The organism is Bauldia sp. (assembly GCF_965232525.1).
Taxonomy (GTDB): domain Bacteria; phylum Pseudomonadota; class Alphaproteobacteria; order Rhizobiales; family Kaistiaceae; genus Bauldia.
This window is the reverse complement of the sequence record NZ_OZ246980.1, coordinates 1128336-1145645: the sequence shown is the minus strand read 5'-3', so window position 1 is coordinate 1145645 and position 17310 is coordinate 1128336. Positions and strand designations below refer to the sequence as shown.

Below are 17310 nucleotides of genomic sequence, written 5' to 3'. Positions count from 1 at the left end.
TGTGTGGATCGATCTCTGATGAGCTGGCCGCTAACGCTCTACGCACATGGCGACGCCCATGCCGCCGCCGATGCACAAGGTGGCGAGGCCCTTCTTGGCGTCACGCTTGACCATCTCGTGGAGCAGCGTCACCAGCACGCGACCGCCCGAAGCACCAATCGGATGACCGAGGGCGATGGCGCCGCCGTTGACGTTGACAATATCGGTGTTCCAGCCGAGGTCCTTGTTGACCGCGCAGGCCTGTGCGGCGAACGCCTCGTTGGCCTCGATCAGGTCGAGGTCATCGATCTTCCAGCCCGCCTTCTCCAGCGCCTTGCGCGAGGCGGGAATTGGACCGGTACCCATGTAAGCTGGATCGACGCCGGCAGTTGCCCATGACACGATCCGCGCCAATGGCTCGATCCCGCGCTTTGCGGCATTGTCGGCGCTCATCACGACGACAGCGGCGGCACCATCGTTGATCCCCGACGCGTTGGCAGCGGTCACCGTACCGTCCTTCTGGAACGCGGGCCTGAGCTTGGCTACTGAGTCAATCGTCGTGCCGGCGCGGGGATGCTCGTCCTTATCGACAACGATCTCCGCCTTGCGAGTCTTGACCACGAACGGCACGATCTCATCGGCGAACCGGTTGGTGTCCTGCGCCGCCTCCGCCTTGTTCTGCGAGGCGACGGCAAACTGGTCCTGCTCCTCGCGGGTGATTTGGAACTCACGGGCGACATTCTCGGCGGTCGTACCCATGTGATAGCCGTTGAAGGCGTCCCACAACCCGTCCTTGATCATGGTATCGACCATGGAGAAGTCGCCCATCTTGACCCCGCCGCGCAGGTGGGCGCAATGGGGTGCCATCGACATCGATTCCTGGCCGCCAGCGACGATGATGTCCGCGTCGCCGGAGACGATCTGCTGCAACCCTACAGCCACCGAACGCAGGCCCGAGCCACAGAGCTGGTTCAGCCCCCAGGCCGTCGTCTCCTGTGGCAAACCGGCGGCGATCGAGGCCTGGCGGGCCGGGTTCTGCCCCTGCCCGGCGGTCAGGATCTGCCCCAGGATCACCTCGTCGACGGCATCGGGCTCGGTTTTGGAGCGCTCCAGGGCAGCCTTGATCGCCGCCGCGCCGAGCTCATGCGCCGGCGTGTTGGCAAAGGCGCCGTTGAAAGCGCCGACGGCCGTACGCGCCGCGCCGGCAATAACGATATCGCTTGTCGCCATGTCCTGGTTTCTCCTCACTCGGTTCCGGCCGCCTCTGGTCGGCTTGTCGCGAAAGACTACAGCCTGCCGCTGATCCGACTGTCAATCCGCTCGCGTGGCATACCGCCTATTCGGCACCGCACAAATCGTTGGCGGCATTGCGCAAAAGCTTCTATCGTTGTGAGCGGCGGCGGTCCTTGCGCCCGGTCAAACCCGGCCGTGAATCCCGCGGATGACATCGGATGACATCGAAATGGAAGCGGACAAAGAGCCCACCACGATCAAGAAGTACGCCAACCGGCGACTCTACAACACCGGAACCTCGACTTATGTGACACTCGAGGACCTGGCCGAGATGGTCAAGGCGGGTGATGATTTCGTCGTCTATGACGCCAAATCTGGCGACGACATTACCCGTTCGGTGCTCACCCAGATCATCTTCGAACAGGAGAGCAAGGGGCAGAACCTGCTGCCGATCACCTTCCTTCGCCAGCTCATCCGCTTTTATGGCGACTCGATCCAGAACCTGATCCCGACCTACCTCGACTTTTCGATCGATTCATTGGTCCGTGAACAGGAGAAAATCCGCGAGCAGATGGCGAACGCCTTTGGGCCCGGCGCTCTCGACGTGATGCAGGACCAAGTGCGCCGCAACACTGAGATGTTCGAGCAGGCGATGCGTATGTTCTTGCCGTTCGGACCGGGCCGTGAACCCGACGCTGCGAACCCCGCGCCGGAGAAGCCCGCCGGAGAAAACGCCGACCAAGCCGACATCAACACCCTTCGCGCGCAGCTGGACGCGGTTCAAAAGCGGCTCGACAAGCTGTCCGACAAAAAGAAGTGACACTCGTCCGCAGCGTTACGGCACACCGTCGACACTATGGCCGAAAGTCACGTCGCGCGATGCCGTGCGGATCGTGATCGAGAAGCCAGCGACGACGTCGAACAGCGCGATCAGCGTCAGGATGAAAAAGACCGAGTTAGCGCAGTAGCCGACGACGATGAACTCGATGACGTAGACGATCAACACCGCCGTCGAAGCGATGTGATTGGTGATGGTCGACGTAGACGCTCGCACCGATTTCAGGATTTCGAGAAACAGGATCACGATCCCGAACGAGATCATCAAATCGCCAAGGGTCATCACCCAGTGGGCGCCCGACACCATAGTCAGTCCGACTATCTCGCTCCACCACACTCTGTCACCATCGGCGATGCCGACAATGTTGAACAGAATCAGGGGGATGATGGTGAGGGGAATCGCGTTAATCATGGTCGTACCGTTCCTCACTTCTCAATCGCGGCAACCATGACGCCGACCCTGCGATACGAAAAAGGCCGGCATCGAGCCGGCCTTGTTTCCACGCGATGATCGAAGCCGATCAGGCCTCTTCTTTCGGTTCGAGGACCTGGCGGCCCCGATACATGCCCGACTTGAGGTCGATGTGATGCGGCCGGCGCAGTTCACCCGAATCCTTGTCCTCGACATAGGTCGGCTTCTTCAGGGCATCGGCGGAACGCCGGAAGCCGCGCTTCATCCGCGTGGTTTTTCGCTTTGGCACTGCCATGGGTCTGGTCCTTGTCTCGGTTTGGGCAGGCTTATACGCGGGCTCATCCGTAGAGGCAATGGATGTAGGCGCCAGCCCTTCGGGCACGGGCCTCGACCGTCCGGGCAAGCCGGTTCATCACGGCCGACGGCGCCGACGGATTGCGATGGACCGGGTTAGGCAGGGCGACGGCCAGCAGCGCTGCCTGGCGCGCGGTCAGATCAGCAGCCGACCGGCCGAAGTAATGCCGGGCTGCGGCTTCGATCCCGAACAGCTCCGGCCCCCACTGGGCGATGTTGAGGTAAATCTCCATCTCCCGCCGCTTGCCCCAGATGAAGTCGCCGTAGAGCGCGAGCGGTATCTCCAGACCTTTGCGAACATAACTCCGCGCCTGCCACAGGAAGAGGTTGCGGGCTGTCTGCATGGCGATGGTCGACGCGCCACGGGTTGGTCCGCCCGGCGTGTCGATTACCGCCTCCAGCGCTCCCCAATCAACACCGTGATGCTCACAGAACCGTGCGTCTTCCGACACCATGACCGATATCACCAGAACCCTGGCGATATCGTCGAACGGCACCCAGTCGCGATCGATCGGGCCCTCGGTCAACCGCGTCACGATCATGTGGGTGCCTATCGGCGGCACGATGCGGAAAATCGGCACCAGAACGACCGGGAGAAGAATCAGAACTGCGGGGACGACGACGGCCACGAGGATCGCGCGGCGACGCCAGGATGGGCGCGCGGCCTCACCAGCGGATTTGCCCCTCGCTTTCGTCTTGGGCCTGGTCTTCGCGTCCACGACCTTCCTCGGCGGCTTCGACTTCGCCGGCCTATGGGTACGCGATGTGCGAGGCGATGATGCGGTCATGTGGCCAGCGATAGCGGCCAATCCGCAGTGCCGCAACGCTTGACCCGACGTGACGACCGCGCCATTCGGGGGCGATGAGCGACGAACTTCGAGATCAGTTGGCGCGTGCCGCAACAGCGACAGAAGCCGCGATTGACCGGCTTCTCACCGCAACACCGCAAGCCGGCGAGACCGAGCGGCCGCCGCGGCTCCTGTCGGCCATGCGTTATGCGGCGCTTGGCCCAGGCAAACGGATCCGTCCATTCCTGGTTATCGAAACCGCGAACCTGTTCGGCGCCACCAGCGCGGCGGTCATCACAACCGCGGCAGCCCTCGAATGCGTCCACGCCTACAGCCTCGTCCATGACGACCTGCCGGCGATGGATGACGACGACCTCCGGCGTGGTCGACCGACCGTGCACAAGGCCTACGACGAGGCGACGGCGATCCTCGCTGGCGACGGCTTGCTCACTCTCGCCTTCGACGCGCTGGCTGCCCTGGATGCGCCCGCGGATACTCGAGTCGCGTTGATCGGCGGGCTGGCTCGCGCGGCGGGGATCGGTGGCATGGTCGGCGGCCAGGCGCTGGACCTCGACACGGACGCCCCGGCCGAGGCGCAGGCAATCCGGACGATGCAGGCAATGAAGACCGGCGCTCTGATTCGCTACGCGGTCGAGGCGGGGGCGATCCTCGGGGCCGCATCTCAAGCGGATCGGGCGCGACTCGCGATGTTCGGCGCGCGGATCGGCGAAGCGTTCCAGATCGCCGACGACCTGATCGACGCCACCGGAACCGTCGAAACCGCGGGCAAGCGTACGGCCAAAGACGCGGCGCTTGGCAAGCGCACGGTGGTGGCGCTGGTCGGTATCGACGCCGCTCGCGAGCGCCTCGCGTTTTTGGTGCGACAGGCGAGGGACACCCTTGCGCCATTCGGTGATCGTGCAGCGCCGCTTGCCGCCATGGCCACCTTCATCGCGACACGCGAGGCGTGATTCAGGCGGCCGGTTCGATTGCAGTCACGGCGACTGTCGTGCCCTGCATACAGATCGAGACTTCGGTGATGACACCGGTCACCGTCACGCGATCGCCAGGAATGATCTCGCCGAGGTCCTCCCCGACGAGGGTGTAGAGGAGGCCGTCGTCGCCACGCAGTGCCGGGCAGGTCGCGCCCTCGTTCGACAGGGTCCCGGTGATTGTCACCAGATCGACCGCCGCGACTACGGTGACAGGCGCCGACACAAGCCGCAGGCGGTGATCGGTGGTTTCGACCGCGAACACGAGCGAGCTGCCCGGGGCGATGTTATCAGGAACCGGTATAGCGACTGACAGACCGCCACGCGCGGTCGTCTTGGCCGTATCGAACACTATCGTGTCGTTGTAAGCGAGGCCGGCAGCCAGCGTCACCGTGGCGTTCCCCGGCAGGCCGTTCGCGGTCAACGCAACCTCGGTTCCCGGAGCGGCAGTCGTCGGCTTGACTGTCAAGAGCGCGCCAGGGCTCGGCCGCGCCGCATCGAAACCGGGCAGGCCGATACGCTGACCGAAGTCGACCAGGTCGCGGTTGAGATCGGGTGAGTCGGCGAGGTAGTCGGAGACGTCGCGACCGGCGTCGCGGGCCGCGTCCTCGATGTGCTCGCCGGCCTGGCGCAGAGCGTCGCGAGCCTTGTCGAGAACTGTTTCGTCGGCCACCGCCGGCGCGGCGAAAGCTGTGATCAGGGCGGACAAAGTGATCGTTACTGCAATCAGGGGTGGTCGCATGGACGTGGCTCCTTCCCGTCGGAGGCTGAGTTCAGGTAGTACGCCATCGCGATCGCGTAAGACCGCAACGGATCGCTAAGGCCCAACAAGCAGGCTGTGTCGTTCGCCGGTGAATCGCTCTAGAAGAGCCGGATGACGACACCATCACAACTGTCAACAGGGTCCGCCGACGATCCGACGGCCGTCAACGACCTGTTTGACGTCATCGCCGAGGCCGCCGGCGAAAGACTGTCGGCTCAGATCCGCTTCATCATCGAAATCGACAAGCTGAAGGGGATCGTTCGCCAGACGCCGCTAATCGATGGATCGCGCAACGAAAACGACGCCGAGCATACCTGGCACCTGATGACCATGGCGGTGATTCTCGCCGAGTTCGCCGATGCTGACGTCGATCTGACCCGAGCGCTCCGCATGCTGCTGATTCACGATCTCGTCGAGATCGACGCTGGCGACACTTTCCTTTACGCCAACGCGGAAGCGAAGGCGACCCAGGCTGTACGCGAGCGGACCGCCGCCGACCGACTTTTCGGCCTGCTGCCTGACGAGCAAGGTCAAGAGCTGCGCGCTCTATGGGAGGAATTCGAGGCACATAAAAGCGCCGACGCCCGCTTCGCTCGGACGATGGACCGGCTTCAGCCGTTTCTTCACAACGTTTTCACCGGTGGTATCGGCTGGCGCAAACATGGCGTGACAGCGGACCAGGTGCGCGACCGCATGTCCGTTATCGCCGACGGCTCGGCCGATCTCCATGCCCTGGTCGAGCACCTGATTGACGAGGCGGTCGCGCGGGGACATCTCCCGGCCGGCGCGGCGTAGAGGTTGCACGGGGTACCTGAACGAAAACTGTATTCCCGGTTCCGACCCCGTTCAGAGCGGACCGTTCATCCTCCGGTCATCACTAGAGGAGGACGCTATGACCCTGATCGCTTTTCCCAAGCCCTCGCGCCCGGTGGCCCCAAAGCCCGATCTCGCCGCCCGCTACCGGCCGATCGGTATTGCTGCTGTTCTGGCCGCGGCCCTGCAGGTCCGTCCCGCGCAGAATGCCTGAGCCGGGTCGCTATTGGGCCGGCAATGGCGCGTGCTGGATGAACGCGGCGGTGACCGGTGGCGGAATGTCGACGAGACCGTAATCGTTGGCATTCACGAACATCAACGATTGCGATCCGCTGCCGATCAGCGCACCATCGGACCGGCGGATCATCTCGTGTTCGAGGGTGACGAATTTGCGGTTGTAGCCACCGATCCGCAGGCGCACGGTGATCGCCTCGAACTCCTTAATCTCCCGGACGAATTTGTGGCTGACGCTGCGGGTCAGGATGTAGAACTCGGTGCGGTTCAGATCGAAATCCGGCATGCAGTGGCGGAAGAACAGCTCGCGCGCCTTCCCCACCCAGGCGACGTAGTTGGCAAAATAGACGTTGCCGACCGAATTGGTATCCACATAGGTCGGAATGAGCGGGACGGTGAACCAGCGACCGTCGAACCAGCCGCCGGTCGCTTCATGGGTGAGCCCGCTTCCCTCCGGTAGCGCGGAGGTTTCGCCGGGCACCAGCGAGACGCCTTTGGGCTCCGGCCCCGGCTCGGGTCGGACGTCAGTGTGCAGCGCTTCCATCGCTCCCTCCATGGTCGGATCACGGCTCCACGCGGCAACCACCAGCATAGGCGGCAAGCCCACCGCGCCGATCATCGCCACCGGCATGTGCTCGAAGTAACCGATCATCATCATCGCCATGGAGATCGCCCCGGTCAGGAAAATGACGCTGGATGCCAACGGCTTCGGCTCGGGCCAGAAGCTGGTGAGTACCAGAACAAGCGCGCTGATCAGGAAGAAGGTAGCGAAGAAGATCATAAAGTGGTCGAGCTCGGCGCCAAGCGACAGCCCCGCCCAGGCGATGAGCAAGGCGAGCCTGAAAATCGGCAGAGTGCTGGTCCGCAGCGACTTCGGCACCATGGCGGCGAGTGGATGCTGAAAGGTGCGATTGAGATGGGAGAAATACCAGCGTAGCGCCAGATGCGCGCTGTCCAAGGTTGAGATCATCGCTATGCTGGCGAGGATCGTGAACAGCAGAATGGGGAGCGGCAGGGCAAGATCGGCAAGCGTGGCTGTGACTAGCCCCTCGCCATGGCTATGGCCATCGACCGCCGAGATCGTCGGCACCACGCCGTCAGGAACGAGCACCACCGATAATGCGCCCACCAGCGTCAGGATGACAAAGAACAGGCTCGCCCCGGCTGCGAATCCGCGTTGAACGCTGATCCCGCCCTCCTTAATGGCAATTGCACGTTGCCATTGCTGCAGATCCAGCCAGGGCCCAAACAGCAGGCCGGCTATGAGGGGAACGATGAAGCCGACGAACGTTAGGTCGTACGGCTGACGGTCGGGTAGCAGCTCGGGCACTGGTGTGCCGGCGAGCAATGCCGCTCCAAGACCGATGGCGACCGCATAGTAGATCGCATGGAGACGAACGATCCGCCTGAAACCCAGCAATTCGGCACTCAAGACAGCTGCATTGAGCAGAATGGCGCCCCAGACCACGGTCGAACCAAGGCCGATCTCAGCTATCAGGTAGCGCAGGAAGGCGAAGATCGTCAGACTGACAGCGACCAGTTGATAGAGAGCGAAAACCAAAGGCGCGCGCGCAATCCGTTCTTCAGCCCAATTCCGGAGATCGTGATGGCGCCCGATCCAAGCTGCGCCGGCGCCGAAAAACAACAGTCCCAGCGCGTTGGGGATCGCGAAGGCGAGGAGCCCGATCCATCCGTAAGCATGAGCGAAGTGGATCGAGAAAAAGAAACCGAGACCCCAAAGCCAAGACATGGCCACAGTAGAACCCCAGAGATATGCAACCATATTGTGTCACTTAGCCCCTAGGACGACGGATGCTCTTTCTCAAATCGCCCGCACTCAGTCTACGGAGCGATCCGTAAAGGACATCTTCCTGATAAGCTGTAGAATAGCACCGAATTTGCGTAAAATCCGTGAAGAACGCCGTCTTTCTGCCACTATCACGAGACGATCTGATCTAGTGCTGCGACAAGATCGGTCAATACTTCAAAATAGAATTGTAAAAACTAGATATGCTTCGGGCTTCAACTGTAAAGCCGTCAAAGCAATCCGATCGCCAATCCCCGTCTATGACGACGCGAGTCGTCGGCGGGCGCGCAAAGCAGGCGCCAGAAAGAGTGTCGGCAGGGCGAGCGCGGCACACGCCGCCAGCGCCGCGCGGAATCCGTATGCCTCGGCGGCGAAACCGAATGCTGCCGGGCTCCCGAGCAGGATTAGGAACGACGTGAATGATACCGCGGCGATGTTCCGCTCCGGGCGACCGGGCATCCGCGCCGCAGCGGACAACGCGATCGGATAGACCGTCGCGACCCCTGCACCAGCGAGCGCTGCAGCACCGATCGCCATCAGCACGGTATCGGCACAGGCGAAACCCAGCATGCCGCCTCCCGCGGCAATGGCCGACACAATGACGACCGCAAGATCGCCGAAGCGGGCCGCCAACCGGTCGCCGACCAACCGGACCACGGCCATCGCCGCAGCGACCGCGGCAAATCCGAGCGAGGCCGCGAACGGGTCGGCGCCGACGATCTCGCGCAGGAACACCGCCGACCAATCCATGAAGATGCCTTCGATGATCATGATCCCAACCGGCAGCAGGCAGAGCGGCAAAAGCGCCAGCGGCGGCAAAGCGAAGCCCGACCCGCAAGGTGGAGCCGGCGGCGGGTCCAGCGGCAGACGGCTGACGATCAGTACAGCCGCCGGCACGACGAACACGGCGATCGCCACCGATTGATGAAGCACGGTGATTCCCTGCTGCGCCAGCGAGCCGCCAAGCAGCACGCCTGCGATCATCCCAAGACTCCAGAAGCCGTGACACTGAGACATGATGCGTCGGCCGGCAGCGGCCTCTATGCTGCCGGTCTTGCTGTTCAACGCTATCTCGGAATGGGTCATCGCCACGCCCCCGCACAGCAGTGCTGCGAACAGGGCCTCGCGCGACCACGCGAGCGCCGGCAGGATCGCGGCCAGGGCAAGTGCAACAATGCTCACCGCGACCGCAAGTCGGAGACCCAATGCGCGCACGACGATCGGCGCGATGGTGAAGCCGAGAAGGGTGCCGACCGGGATACCGAGCAACGCCAGGCCGAGGTCGGCCTCGCTCAGCTGCAGCGCGGTCTTGAGATCTGGTATGCGCGGCAGCAAGGTGCCGAACGCCAGCGCCTCGACAGCGAACACCAGCCGGATCGGCCAAAACGAAAGTGACAGAGTCGGTGTATTGATGACGGCCATGGGCTCCACCTCTTGTCTGGCGGATCACCCAGAGAGCTGATGATCCGAAACAAAAGGCGGCTGACCAGCGAACCGATCAGGCCTTACGGCAGCTTACCGTGCGGTTCAGATAGCGAGCGTCATGCTGCAGAGCAACCCCCGCCGGTGTGGAAAATCGCGCCGTATCTTGCAAATCAGATCGCCACGGAAGGAAAACCCAATACCGAGTGAAGCCTTCACGCTGTTCCGCACGGCCATCCTGGATCGGCGCAGGGTAGCGTGTCGATATGGAGGGTACCGGCGTCTTGTTTGTCCCCATGCGCTAGGATGGACAAACGACGAGGAACGCTCGCTTGTCCTGCAATATGGCGGCGAAAGCACGCGCAGCGTTCCCGCCGGTGGCTCCTGGCGTTGTTTTCGGCTTGTTGATGTCACTGACGCGGCGCTTATCGAAGGGCCATGGGTGTCAGCGCCCGGCGACATCGAAAAGCAAACCTGCGTGACCGTCGTCGACGTGACAATCTAGTCGGGTCGTGGGTTCACTCGGCTGCTTGGTCGGGAGACTCTCGTCCGAAACGGCGATCGATATAGTCGGCGACCATTGCCTGGAATTCTTCCGCGATCTTGGGACCACGGAGCGTCGCCGCCTTCCGGCCGTCAATGAAGACGGGAGCGGCCGGCTGTTCGCCGGTGCCCGGCAGCGATATGCCGATGTCGGCGTGCTTCGACTCCCCCGGGCCATTGACGATGCAGCCCATCACCGCGACCTGCAGCGCTTCGACGCCCGGATATTTCTCCCGCCAGACCGGCATGTTGGCGCGAAGGTCGCCCTCGATCGTCTGCGCCAGTTCCTGGAAAACTGTCGATGTGGTGCGGCCGCAGCCAGGGCAGGCGGCGACGACCGGCAGGAACGAGCGGAACCCCATGGTCTGCAACAGCTCCTGGGCGACCACCACCTCTCGGGTGCGGTCGCCACCGGGTTCCGGCGTCAGCGAAATGCGGATCGTATCCCCGATTCCCTGCTGCAGGAGGATCGCCAGCGCCGCCGACGAGGCGACGATGCCCTTCGATCCCATTCCTGCTTCAGTGAGGCCAAGGTGAAGTGCATGGTCGCAGCGTTGGGCCAACGCGACATAGACGGCGATGAGGTCCTGAACCCGGCTCACCTTGGCCGACAGGATAATCTTGTCCCGCCCGAGGCCGATTTCCTCCGCCCGTGCCGCCGACAGCAGCGCCGACTGAACGATCGCTTCCCGCGTTACCTCGGACGCCGATTTCGGCTGCGTCGATGCGGCATTTTCATCCATCAGCCGGGTGAGCAGCGACTGGTCCAGCGACCCCCAATTCACCCCGATCCGCACCGGCTTATCGTACTGCAGAGCCAGCTCGATCAGCGTTGCGAATTGGCGGTCTTTCTTCTCGCCGAAGCCGACATTACCGGGGTTGATCCGGTACTTCGCCAATGCCGCCGCGCAAGCCGGATGATCAGTCAGGAGTTTGTGGCCGATGTAATGAAAGTCGCCAACTAACGGGACAGCAACCCCCATGGCGTCGAGTTGATCGCGGATATGGGGGACTGCTACCGCAGCTTCGTCCCGGTCGACCGTGATCCGGACGATCTCGGAGCCGGCGCGGGCCAATGCGGCGACCTGAGCGACGGTGGCCTCAACGTCCGCCGTATCGGTGTTCGTCATCGACTGAACGACGATCGGCGCGGGTCCGCCAACCGTCACCCCACCGACGTCGACAGCGACGGTCCGGTGCCGGGGACGGGGGGCCGTCAAGTACTCGTTCATCGTAACGCCCATTGCGTTATCGAAATAGGTATCGACTGCTATATCAGGAAGGGGCCCGAACCGCAGTCGGTTTCTGGCGAGCAGCAAGTCAGAACGAACATGGCAATGTCGAAGCCGCAGACTAAGCCGATCAACTTGGCGCTTCAGGGCGGCGGCGCCGTAGGAGCATTCACTTGGGGTGTGCTCGACGCATTCCTCGAGGACGGCCGCGTCACGTTCAATGCGGTATCTGGGACCAGCGCCGGAGCTATGAACGCTGTTGTTCTGGCCGACGGTCTGGACCGCGGCGGGCGCGAGGGCGCGCGGGCTCAGCTGCGCAGCTTCTGGGAGGGTGTCAGCCAACAAAGCGCCTGGATCGCCGCCATCGACGAGATGGTCGACTATTGGGCACACACGTGGCGTCAGTCAGGCTTCGCGGCCTATCAGCCTCTCCGGCAGTTCGCGGCGCTCACGTCGCCCTACTTCTTCAACCCGTTCAACTACAACCCGTTGTCGACGCTCCTCAGTTCGGTCGTCGACTTCGAGCGGGTCCGGTCCAGCCGATTACCAAAGGTGTATCTTTCAGCTACCAGTGTGCAAACTGGCAAAATTCAGGTATTCGCGGACGACCAAATCACCCTACGCGCGACGCTCGCATCGGGCTGCTTCCCGATCTTCTTCCAGGCGATCAAGATTGATGGCGACGCCTACTGGGACGGCGGCTTCTCTGGCAATCCGGCATTATGGCCATTGGTCCATTCGCCCGAACCACGAGACATCCTAATCATTCAACTCGATCCTGTGGTGGCCGACTCGGCACCGATCGACCCGGACGCCATCACCGATCGGGTCGAGGAACTGGTCTTCAACAACTCGCTGCTTCACGAGCTGCGCGCTATCAGTTTCGTCAACCGAATGCTTGACCAAAACCGCTTGGACCCCCGTCAGCACCACCGCCACCGCATGCACCGGATCGCCGCGGATCGGGCGCTCCTTCACGACCAGAGCAGCCGCTCACTAGACATCAGCCCCGAATTCATCACCGAACTGTTTCAAGCAGGACGAGACACGGGCGAGGCTTGGCTGGCCGAGAGTTTCGACGCGATCGCCAAAGTCGACACGCTCGCGCTGGACGACGTCTTCCAAAAGCAGATCGCTGTCATTGAGCACAACAAGGCGCCGAAGCGATCCAGACGGCCGAAAACGAATCTGAAGAACCGAAAAGCCGGCGATGCTAAGTCCATCAATCTCGCGCTCCAAGGCGGCGGTGGCTACGGCCCATTCACCTGGGGCGTCCTCGACGCCCTCCTCGACGATGGTTCCTTCGCCATCCATGCCATCACCGGGACCAGCGACGGAGCGATCAACGGCGTCATCGTCGCTGACGCGCTCCGGGTCGGAGACGCCGATTTAGCCCGCGAATGGCTCGAGCGGTTCTGGCGAAAGGTATCGGAGACCGAAGCCCTGCCGAGCTCACGCCAGCGCTTCGTGAAGGCTACGCTGAGTGAAGCCTGGACCCGCGGCCTTGCTCGGATGGGCATTCCGGACATGTTTGGCACCATGTTCACCGGGAGCGAGTCGGCCACGCCAAACACCAATCCGCTAGGACCGATCCTTGAATCGACAGTTGACTTCGAACGGCTCCGGGGAGAGGACGGCATTCCGGTATTTGTCTCAGCGACCAATGTACATACCGGGCGAAACGAGGTTTTCTCCGGCCCAGCCCTGTCGCTCGATTCGGTCATGGCGTCCGGGTGCCTGCCTTATCTATTCGAAGCTATCGAAATCGACGGTCAGTTCTATTGGGACGGAGGTTATTCGGCCAATCCGGCGCTCTGGCCGCTGTTCCGGCGCACCGAGGCACAAGACATCCTGCTGGTGCAGCTTTACCCGCCTGAGCGCGAGGGGCTGCCGGTTCTAGCCGAGGAGATCCTCGGGCGGACCCATGAACTCGCTTTCAACAATGCCCTGCTGCAGGAATTCCGGGCGATCGACGTCGTCAACCGCCTCGCTGACGAAGAACGGCTCGACCCGGACTTCTACCGTAGCCACCGGATGCATCGCATCCAGGCGACCGCTGACGACCTTGATCGATCGGACGCCGGCTGGACCGACAATGCCTGGCCCTATTTCCTCAAGCTCCGCGATGCCGGTCACCGGGCCGCCAAACACTGGCTTGACGTGCATGGCGGCGATGTTGGTCACCGAGCTACTCTCGACCTCGGCGCGGAATTCGATCATCCCGGCCTGCGATCAGAATAAGTGCAAAGTAGCGGCGAAGGGATGCACCTTTTGCTGCGGCGCAATATATAGACTGAGACGAGATTCAGCCGGAGACCTCGCATGCTGACAGGCAAGACCGCCCTGGTGACCGGGTCGACGAGTGGCATCGGCTTGGCGATCGCCAAGGCCATGGCCAAGGAAGGTGCCAACGTCGTAATCAACGGCTTCGGCGACGCGGGTGAGATCGAATCGACCCGAGCGGCGATCGCTGACGAATGCAACGTCGCGGTGCGCTACTCCGGCGCCGACATGACCAAGCCGGATGAAATTGCAGCGATGGTCGCCGAGGCCGAAGCCGAGTTCGGTGCCATCGATGTTCTTTGTAACAACGCCGGCATTCAGCACGTTTCTCCGATTGACGCCTTCCCGCTCGACAAGTGGGACGCAATCCTCGCGATCAACCTGTCGGCGTCGTTCCACACCATCCGCGCTGCATTGCCGGCGATGCGGGAGAAAGGTTGGGGCCGGATCATTCAGACCGCCTCCGCCCATGCCCTGGTAGCGTCTCCCTACAAATCTGCCTATGTCGCGGCCAAGCACGGGATCGCCGGCTTGACCAAGGTGGTGGCGCTCGAAGTGGCGGAATACGGCATCACGATCAACGCGATCAGCCCGGGTTATGTCTGGACGCCCCTGGTCGAAAAGCAGATCCCTGACACCGCCCGAGCCCGCGGGATGACCGAGGATGAGGTCAAGCGCGAGGTGCTGCTTGCTGCCCAGCCCACGAAGGAGTTTGTAACTGTCGACGAGATCGCGGGGCTGGCGGTCTTTCTGACCAGCGACGCAGCTCGCAACATCACCGGCGCGGTGCTGCCGATGGACGGCGGCTGGACGGCGGCGTGACCGCCGACGAAGCGCGCTTTCGCGCGGCGATTGTCACCAATCCGGTGATCACCGCGCTAATCGAACGGTTGCCGACATTGGGCCTGCCCGACTGCTGGCTGACCGCTAGCGCCCTGACCCAGACGGTGTGGAACAGCCTCTCAAGCCGGCCGCCGGGCGAGGGGATCAGCGACTATGACGTCTTCTACTTCGATCCTGACGTCTCGTGGGAGGCGGAGGACAACGTCATCAAGCGGGCTGCGCGCATGTTTTCCGATCTCGACGCCACGATCGAAGTTCGCAACCAGGCGCGCGTGCATCTGTGGTTCGACAAGCGCAACGGAACCAACGGTTATCCCAAGCTCGCGTCGGCCCGGGAGGGGATCGACCTCTTCCTGGAGACACCGACGATGCTCGGAATCCACCCGACCGGGGGCGGCGATTTCGACGTCTACGCTCCACGCGGCTTCGACGACCTGTTCGGGCTCGTCTTCCGACCCAACCCCAATGCAGTCGGTCCCGCCGCGCGCTACGCCGCCAAATCCGAGGAGCGAAAAGCCGCCTACCCCAACCTGACGGTCGTCCCGTGGGGAACAACGTGAGCGAAGCCGGCGACGCGCGACCGCGGCGGCGGCTCGCCGACATCGCCGGACGGCTTCGCGGCAGGTCCAGCCGTGCCCGGTCGAACACTAAGGCGATCAACCTGGCGCTTCAGGGAGGCGGCGCCCACGGCGCCTTCACCTGGGGCGTGCTCGATGCACTGCTCGACGACGGCCGTGTGTCGGTCGACGCGATTTCCGGGACCAGTGCCGGGGCGATGAACGCCGTGGTGCTCGCCGACGGGCTTGAGCGCGGCGGCAACGACACGGCCCGGGAGCGACTGGAGCAGTTCTGGGCGGGCGTCAGCCGCCACGGCATCGCCGCCTCGTCGGTCGATGAGATCATCCGCAACATGTTCGGCTTCTGGCACCCGCCGGGATTTTCAACCTACGGCTTCTTCCAGCAATTCACCGGCTTGATGTCGCCGTATCGGATGAACCCGCTCAACATCAATCCCCTGCGCAAACTACTGGAATCGCTGGTCGACTTCGATCGAGTCATGCATTGCAAATCGGTGCGACTGTTCATCTCGGCGACGGACGTGCGCACGGGCAAGATCCGCGTCTTTTCCGGCGGTGAGGTTGATGCCGCCGCGGTGATGGCCTCGGCCGCCCTGCCGTTCCTGTTCCAGGCAGTGGAGATCGGCGACAACGCCTATTGGGACGGCGGCTACACCGGCAATCCGGCGCTTTGGCCGTTCTTCCAGCAAAGCGCTGCCGACGACATCCTACTGGTTCAGGTGAACCCAACGACCCGCGAGGATGTGCCGAAAACCGCACAGCAGATCGTCGAGCGCGTGAGCGAAATCACTTTCAACAACTCGCTGCTCGCAGAGCTTCGGGCGATCGACTTCGTCAATCGGATGATCGCCGAGCACCGCCTCGATCCCCGCCGCTACCGGACCAACCGGCTCCACAGGATCGAAGCGACCGATGCGCTCGGGGACTATGGCGCTTCGACCAAGTTCGATACTAGCTGGACCTTCTTCCAGGAATTGCGCGATGCCGGCGCAGCCGCAGGTAAGGCCTGGCTCGCGGACCATTACGACGCGATCGGCAAGCACGGGACGCTCGACCTGCGAGCCGCCTTCACGTGACCGGCGGCCGAGGGACAGCGCCGCCAGCCGACGCCGACATGCTCGCGTAACGGGAGGTGAACCCATATGCCGTTATCGCCTGAAGCGCGAAAAGCCCTTGAAGCCCGCTTGCGTTATCTGGAGTCAGTCTCCGGCATCACCATCGACGCGGACACCCATGTCTCCGATCCAGCAAGGCTGCCGCCGGATGTGAACGCGGCGCTTCGCGCCAGCCCCGACTATTTTCACGGCAAACCCATGTCCGGCGACGACCTGATCGCCGAGATGGATATGGCGAGCGTCGACGGGGCGCTCACTTGGCAGAATCCGTCAGCGACGGCCTATACGGACTCGCAGTCGGAGAGCTACGACGCGCTACTCGCCGCCAACGCCACCATCGCCGAGGCGGCGTGTACCTATCCGGAGCGGATCTTCCCGGCCGGCTGGACCGATCCGAGGGCGCTCGGTGTCGACGGCGCGATCCGGATGATCGATACAGGTGTCGATCGATTTGGCTTTCCGATCATCAAGCTTAACCCGGCCCAGAACGGCTTTCGCATCGACTCGGAGCCGGTCCTGGCCTGCGTCGATCGAATCGTCGCCCGCGGGGCCTTTCCCGCCTTCCACTACGGTGCCGACACTCCCTTCACGCCGCCGGAGGGCTTCGCGGCGATTGCGATGCGTCACCCGACGGTGACCGTAATCGGTGTCCACATGGGTGGCGGCGGTGCCGGATACGTCGAAGGCGAACGGCACGCTCAGGAGTCGCGTCGCATGCTCCATGATCTGCCGAACGTGTTCTTCATCGAAAGTGCCAAGCGCGACACCCACATCGAAAGCGACCTGATCGATGCCGCCACGTCGTCGGACGCGGCGTGGCGGCGCATCGCCGTGGGGAGCGACGCGCCCTACGGCCGGATGACCTGGAACTTCGGCGGCTGCCGTCTGATGCTTGCCTCGCTGGCCAGCGGCGAACATCCCGACCCGAGGCTGCGAGATGCGCCCATCCTGATCGATGCGGAAAAGACAGCCGGCTACCTGGGCGACAACATCCGCGGACTTCTGATCGATGCCGGCCGTCGCGTGCTCGCTCAAGCCGACTGAGGCAGGCGCCTTCGTGACCCGACATAGGACCGTTCCTA

At 63.1% G+C, this 17310-nt stretch carries 17 protein-coding genes; 9 read left to right on the top strand and 8 right to left on the bottom strand.

The window, feature by feature from the left end; translation table 11 throughout:
* Positions 1–30 precede the first annotated feature (30 nt).
* Positions 31–1209 carry an acetyl-CoA C-acetyltransferase gene (locus ACO076_RS05485; RefSeq protein ID WP_421725717.1) on the bottom strand — a complete coding sequence of 393 codons (1179 nt, stop codon included), beginning with the start codon at positions 1207–1209 and terminating at the stop codon, positions 31–33.
* Between the two features lie 232 nt (positions 1210–1441).
* On the opposite strand from ACO076_RS05485, the gene phaR reads away from it, so the two are divergent.
* Positions 1442–2032: a polyhydroxyalkanoate synthesis repressor PhaR gene (gene phaR, locus ACO076_RS05480; RefSeq protein ID WP_421726678.1), complete on the top strand. Its 591-nt coding sequence runs from the start codon at positions 1442–1444 to the stop codon at positions 2030–2032.
* A 15-nt stretch (positions 2033–2047) separates the two neighbouring features.
* Here the strand turns inward: phaR and ACO076_RS05475 are convergent, their stop codons facing one another.
* From ACO076_RS05475 to mtgA, 3 genes are all read right to left on the bottom strand, one after another.
* Positions 2048–2461, bottom strand: a complete 414-nt coding sequence (locus tag ACO076_RS05475) for a hypothetical protein (protein WP_421725716.1) — start codon at positions 2459–2461, stop codon at positions 2048–2050.
* Positions 2462–2570: 109 nt separating this feature from the next.
* A complete protein-coding gene (rpmF, locus tag ACO076_RS05470) occupies positions 2571–2756 on the bottom strand; it encodes a 50S ribosomal protein L32 (RefSeq protein WP_421725715.1) in 186 nt (61 codons plus the stop codon).
* A 43-nt stretch (positions 2757–2799) separates the two neighbouring features.
* Positions 2800–3444, bottom strand: coding sequence for a monofunctional biosynthetic peptidoglycan transglycosylase (gene mtgA / locus ACO076_RS05465; protein WP_421725714.1), 645 nt, complete (start codon positions 3442–3444; stop codon positions 2800–2802).
* A 233-nt stretch (positions 3445–3677) separates the two neighbouring features.
* Between mtgA and ACO076_RS05460 the strand changes: the two genes are divergently transcribed.
* Positions 3678–4574 carry a polyprenyl synthetase family protein gene (locus ACO076_RS05460; protein ID WP_421725713.1) on the top strand — a complete coding sequence of 299 codons (897 nt, stop codon included), beginning with the start codon at positions 3678–3680 and terminating at the stop codon, positions 4572–4574.
* Position 4575: 1 nt separating this feature from the next.
* Here the strand turns inward: ACO076_RS05460 and ACO076_RS05455 are convergent, their stop codons facing one another.
* Positions 4576–5337: a DUF5818 domain-containing protein gene (locus ACO076_RS05455; protein WP_421725712.1), complete on the bottom strand. Its 762-nt coding sequence runs from the start codon at positions 5335–5337 to the stop codon at positions 4576–4578.
* 132 nt (positions 5338–5469) lie between these two features.
* Between ACO076_RS05455 and ACO076_RS05450 the strand changes: the two genes are divergently transcribed.
* Both ACO076_RS05450 and ACO076_RS05445 read left to right on the top strand, forming a co-directional pair.
* On the top strand, positions 5470–6153 hold the full coding sequence (locus ACO076_RS05450; RefSeq protein ID WP_421725711.1) for an HD domain-containing protein: 684 nt from the start codon (positions 5470–5472) through the stop codon (positions 6151–6153).
* 97 nt (positions 6154–6250) lie between these two features.
* Complete coding sequence (locus ACO076_RS05445) at positions 6251–6385, top strand: hypothetical protein (protein ID WP_421725710.1); 135 nt, start codon at positions 6251–6253, stop codon at positions 6383–6385.
* Between the two features lie 9 nt (positions 6386–6394).
* Here ACO076_RS05445 and ACO076_RS05440 read toward each other — a convergent pair whose 3' ends face one another.
* The 3 genes from ACO076_RS05440 to ispG form a co-directional block, all read right to left on the bottom strand.
* Positions 6395–8155: a thioesterase family protein gene (locus ACO076_RS05440; RefSeq protein ID WP_421725709.1), complete on the bottom strand. Its 1761-nt coding sequence runs from the start codon at positions 8153–8155 to the stop codon at positions 6395–6397.
* A 315-nt stretch (positions 8156–8470) separates the two neighbouring features.
* Complete coding sequence (locus ACO076_RS05435) at positions 8471–9634, bottom strand: hypothetical protein (RefSeq protein WP_421725708.1); 1164 nt, start codon at positions 9632–9634, stop codon at positions 8471–8473.
* Positions 9635–10152: 518 nt separating this feature from the next.
* The gene (gene ispG, locus ACO076_RS05430; RefSeq protein ID WP_421725707.1) at positions 10153–11409 is read right to left on the bottom strand and encodes a flavodoxin-dependent (E)-4-hydroxy-3-methylbut-2-enyl-diphosphate synthase; all 1257 of its coding nucleotides are present in this window, start codon (positions 11407–11409) and stop codon (positions 10153–10155) included.
* Between the two features lie 105 nt (positions 11410–11514).
* Between ispG and ACO076_RS05425 the strand changes: the two genes are divergently transcribed.
* The 5 genes from ACO076_RS05425 (at position 11515) to ACO076_RS05405 (ending at position 17272) form a co-directional block, all read left to right on the top strand.
* Positions 11515–13650, top strand: coding sequence for a patatin-like phospholipase family protein (locus tag ACO076_RS05425; RefSeq protein WP_421725706.1), 2136 nt, complete (start codon positions 11515–11517; stop codon positions 13648–13650).
* Between the two features lie 81 nt (positions 13651–13731).
* Positions 13732–14514: a 3-hydroxybutyrate dehydrogenase gene (locus tag ACO076_RS05420; RefSeq protein WP_421725705.1), complete on the top strand. Its 783-nt coding sequence runs from the start codon at positions 13732–13734 to the stop codon at positions 14512–14514.
* Positions 14511–15095 (top strand): nucleotidyltransferase family protein, encoded by a 585-nt coding sequence (locus ACO076_RS05415; protein ID WP_421725704.1) that lies wholly within the window; start codon positions 14511–14513, stop codon positions 15093–15095. The genes ACO076_RS05420 and ACO076_RS05415 overlap by 4 nt, the downstream gene beginning before the upstream one ends.
* Complete coding sequence (locus ACO076_RS05410) at positions 15092–16189, top strand: patatin-like phospholipase family protein (protein WP_421725703.1); 1098 nt, start codon at positions 15092–15094, stop codon at positions 16187–16189. Before ACO076_RS05415 ends, ACO076_RS05410 begins: the two co-directional genes overlap by 4 nt.
* A gap of 66 nt (positions 16190–16255) precedes the next feature.
* Positions 16256–17272, top strand: a complete 1017-nt coding sequence (locus ACO076_RS05405) for an amidohydrolase family protein (RefSeq protein WP_421725702.1) — start codon at positions 16256–16258, stop codon at positions 17270–17272.
* Positions 17273–17310: the final 38 nt, after the last annotated feature.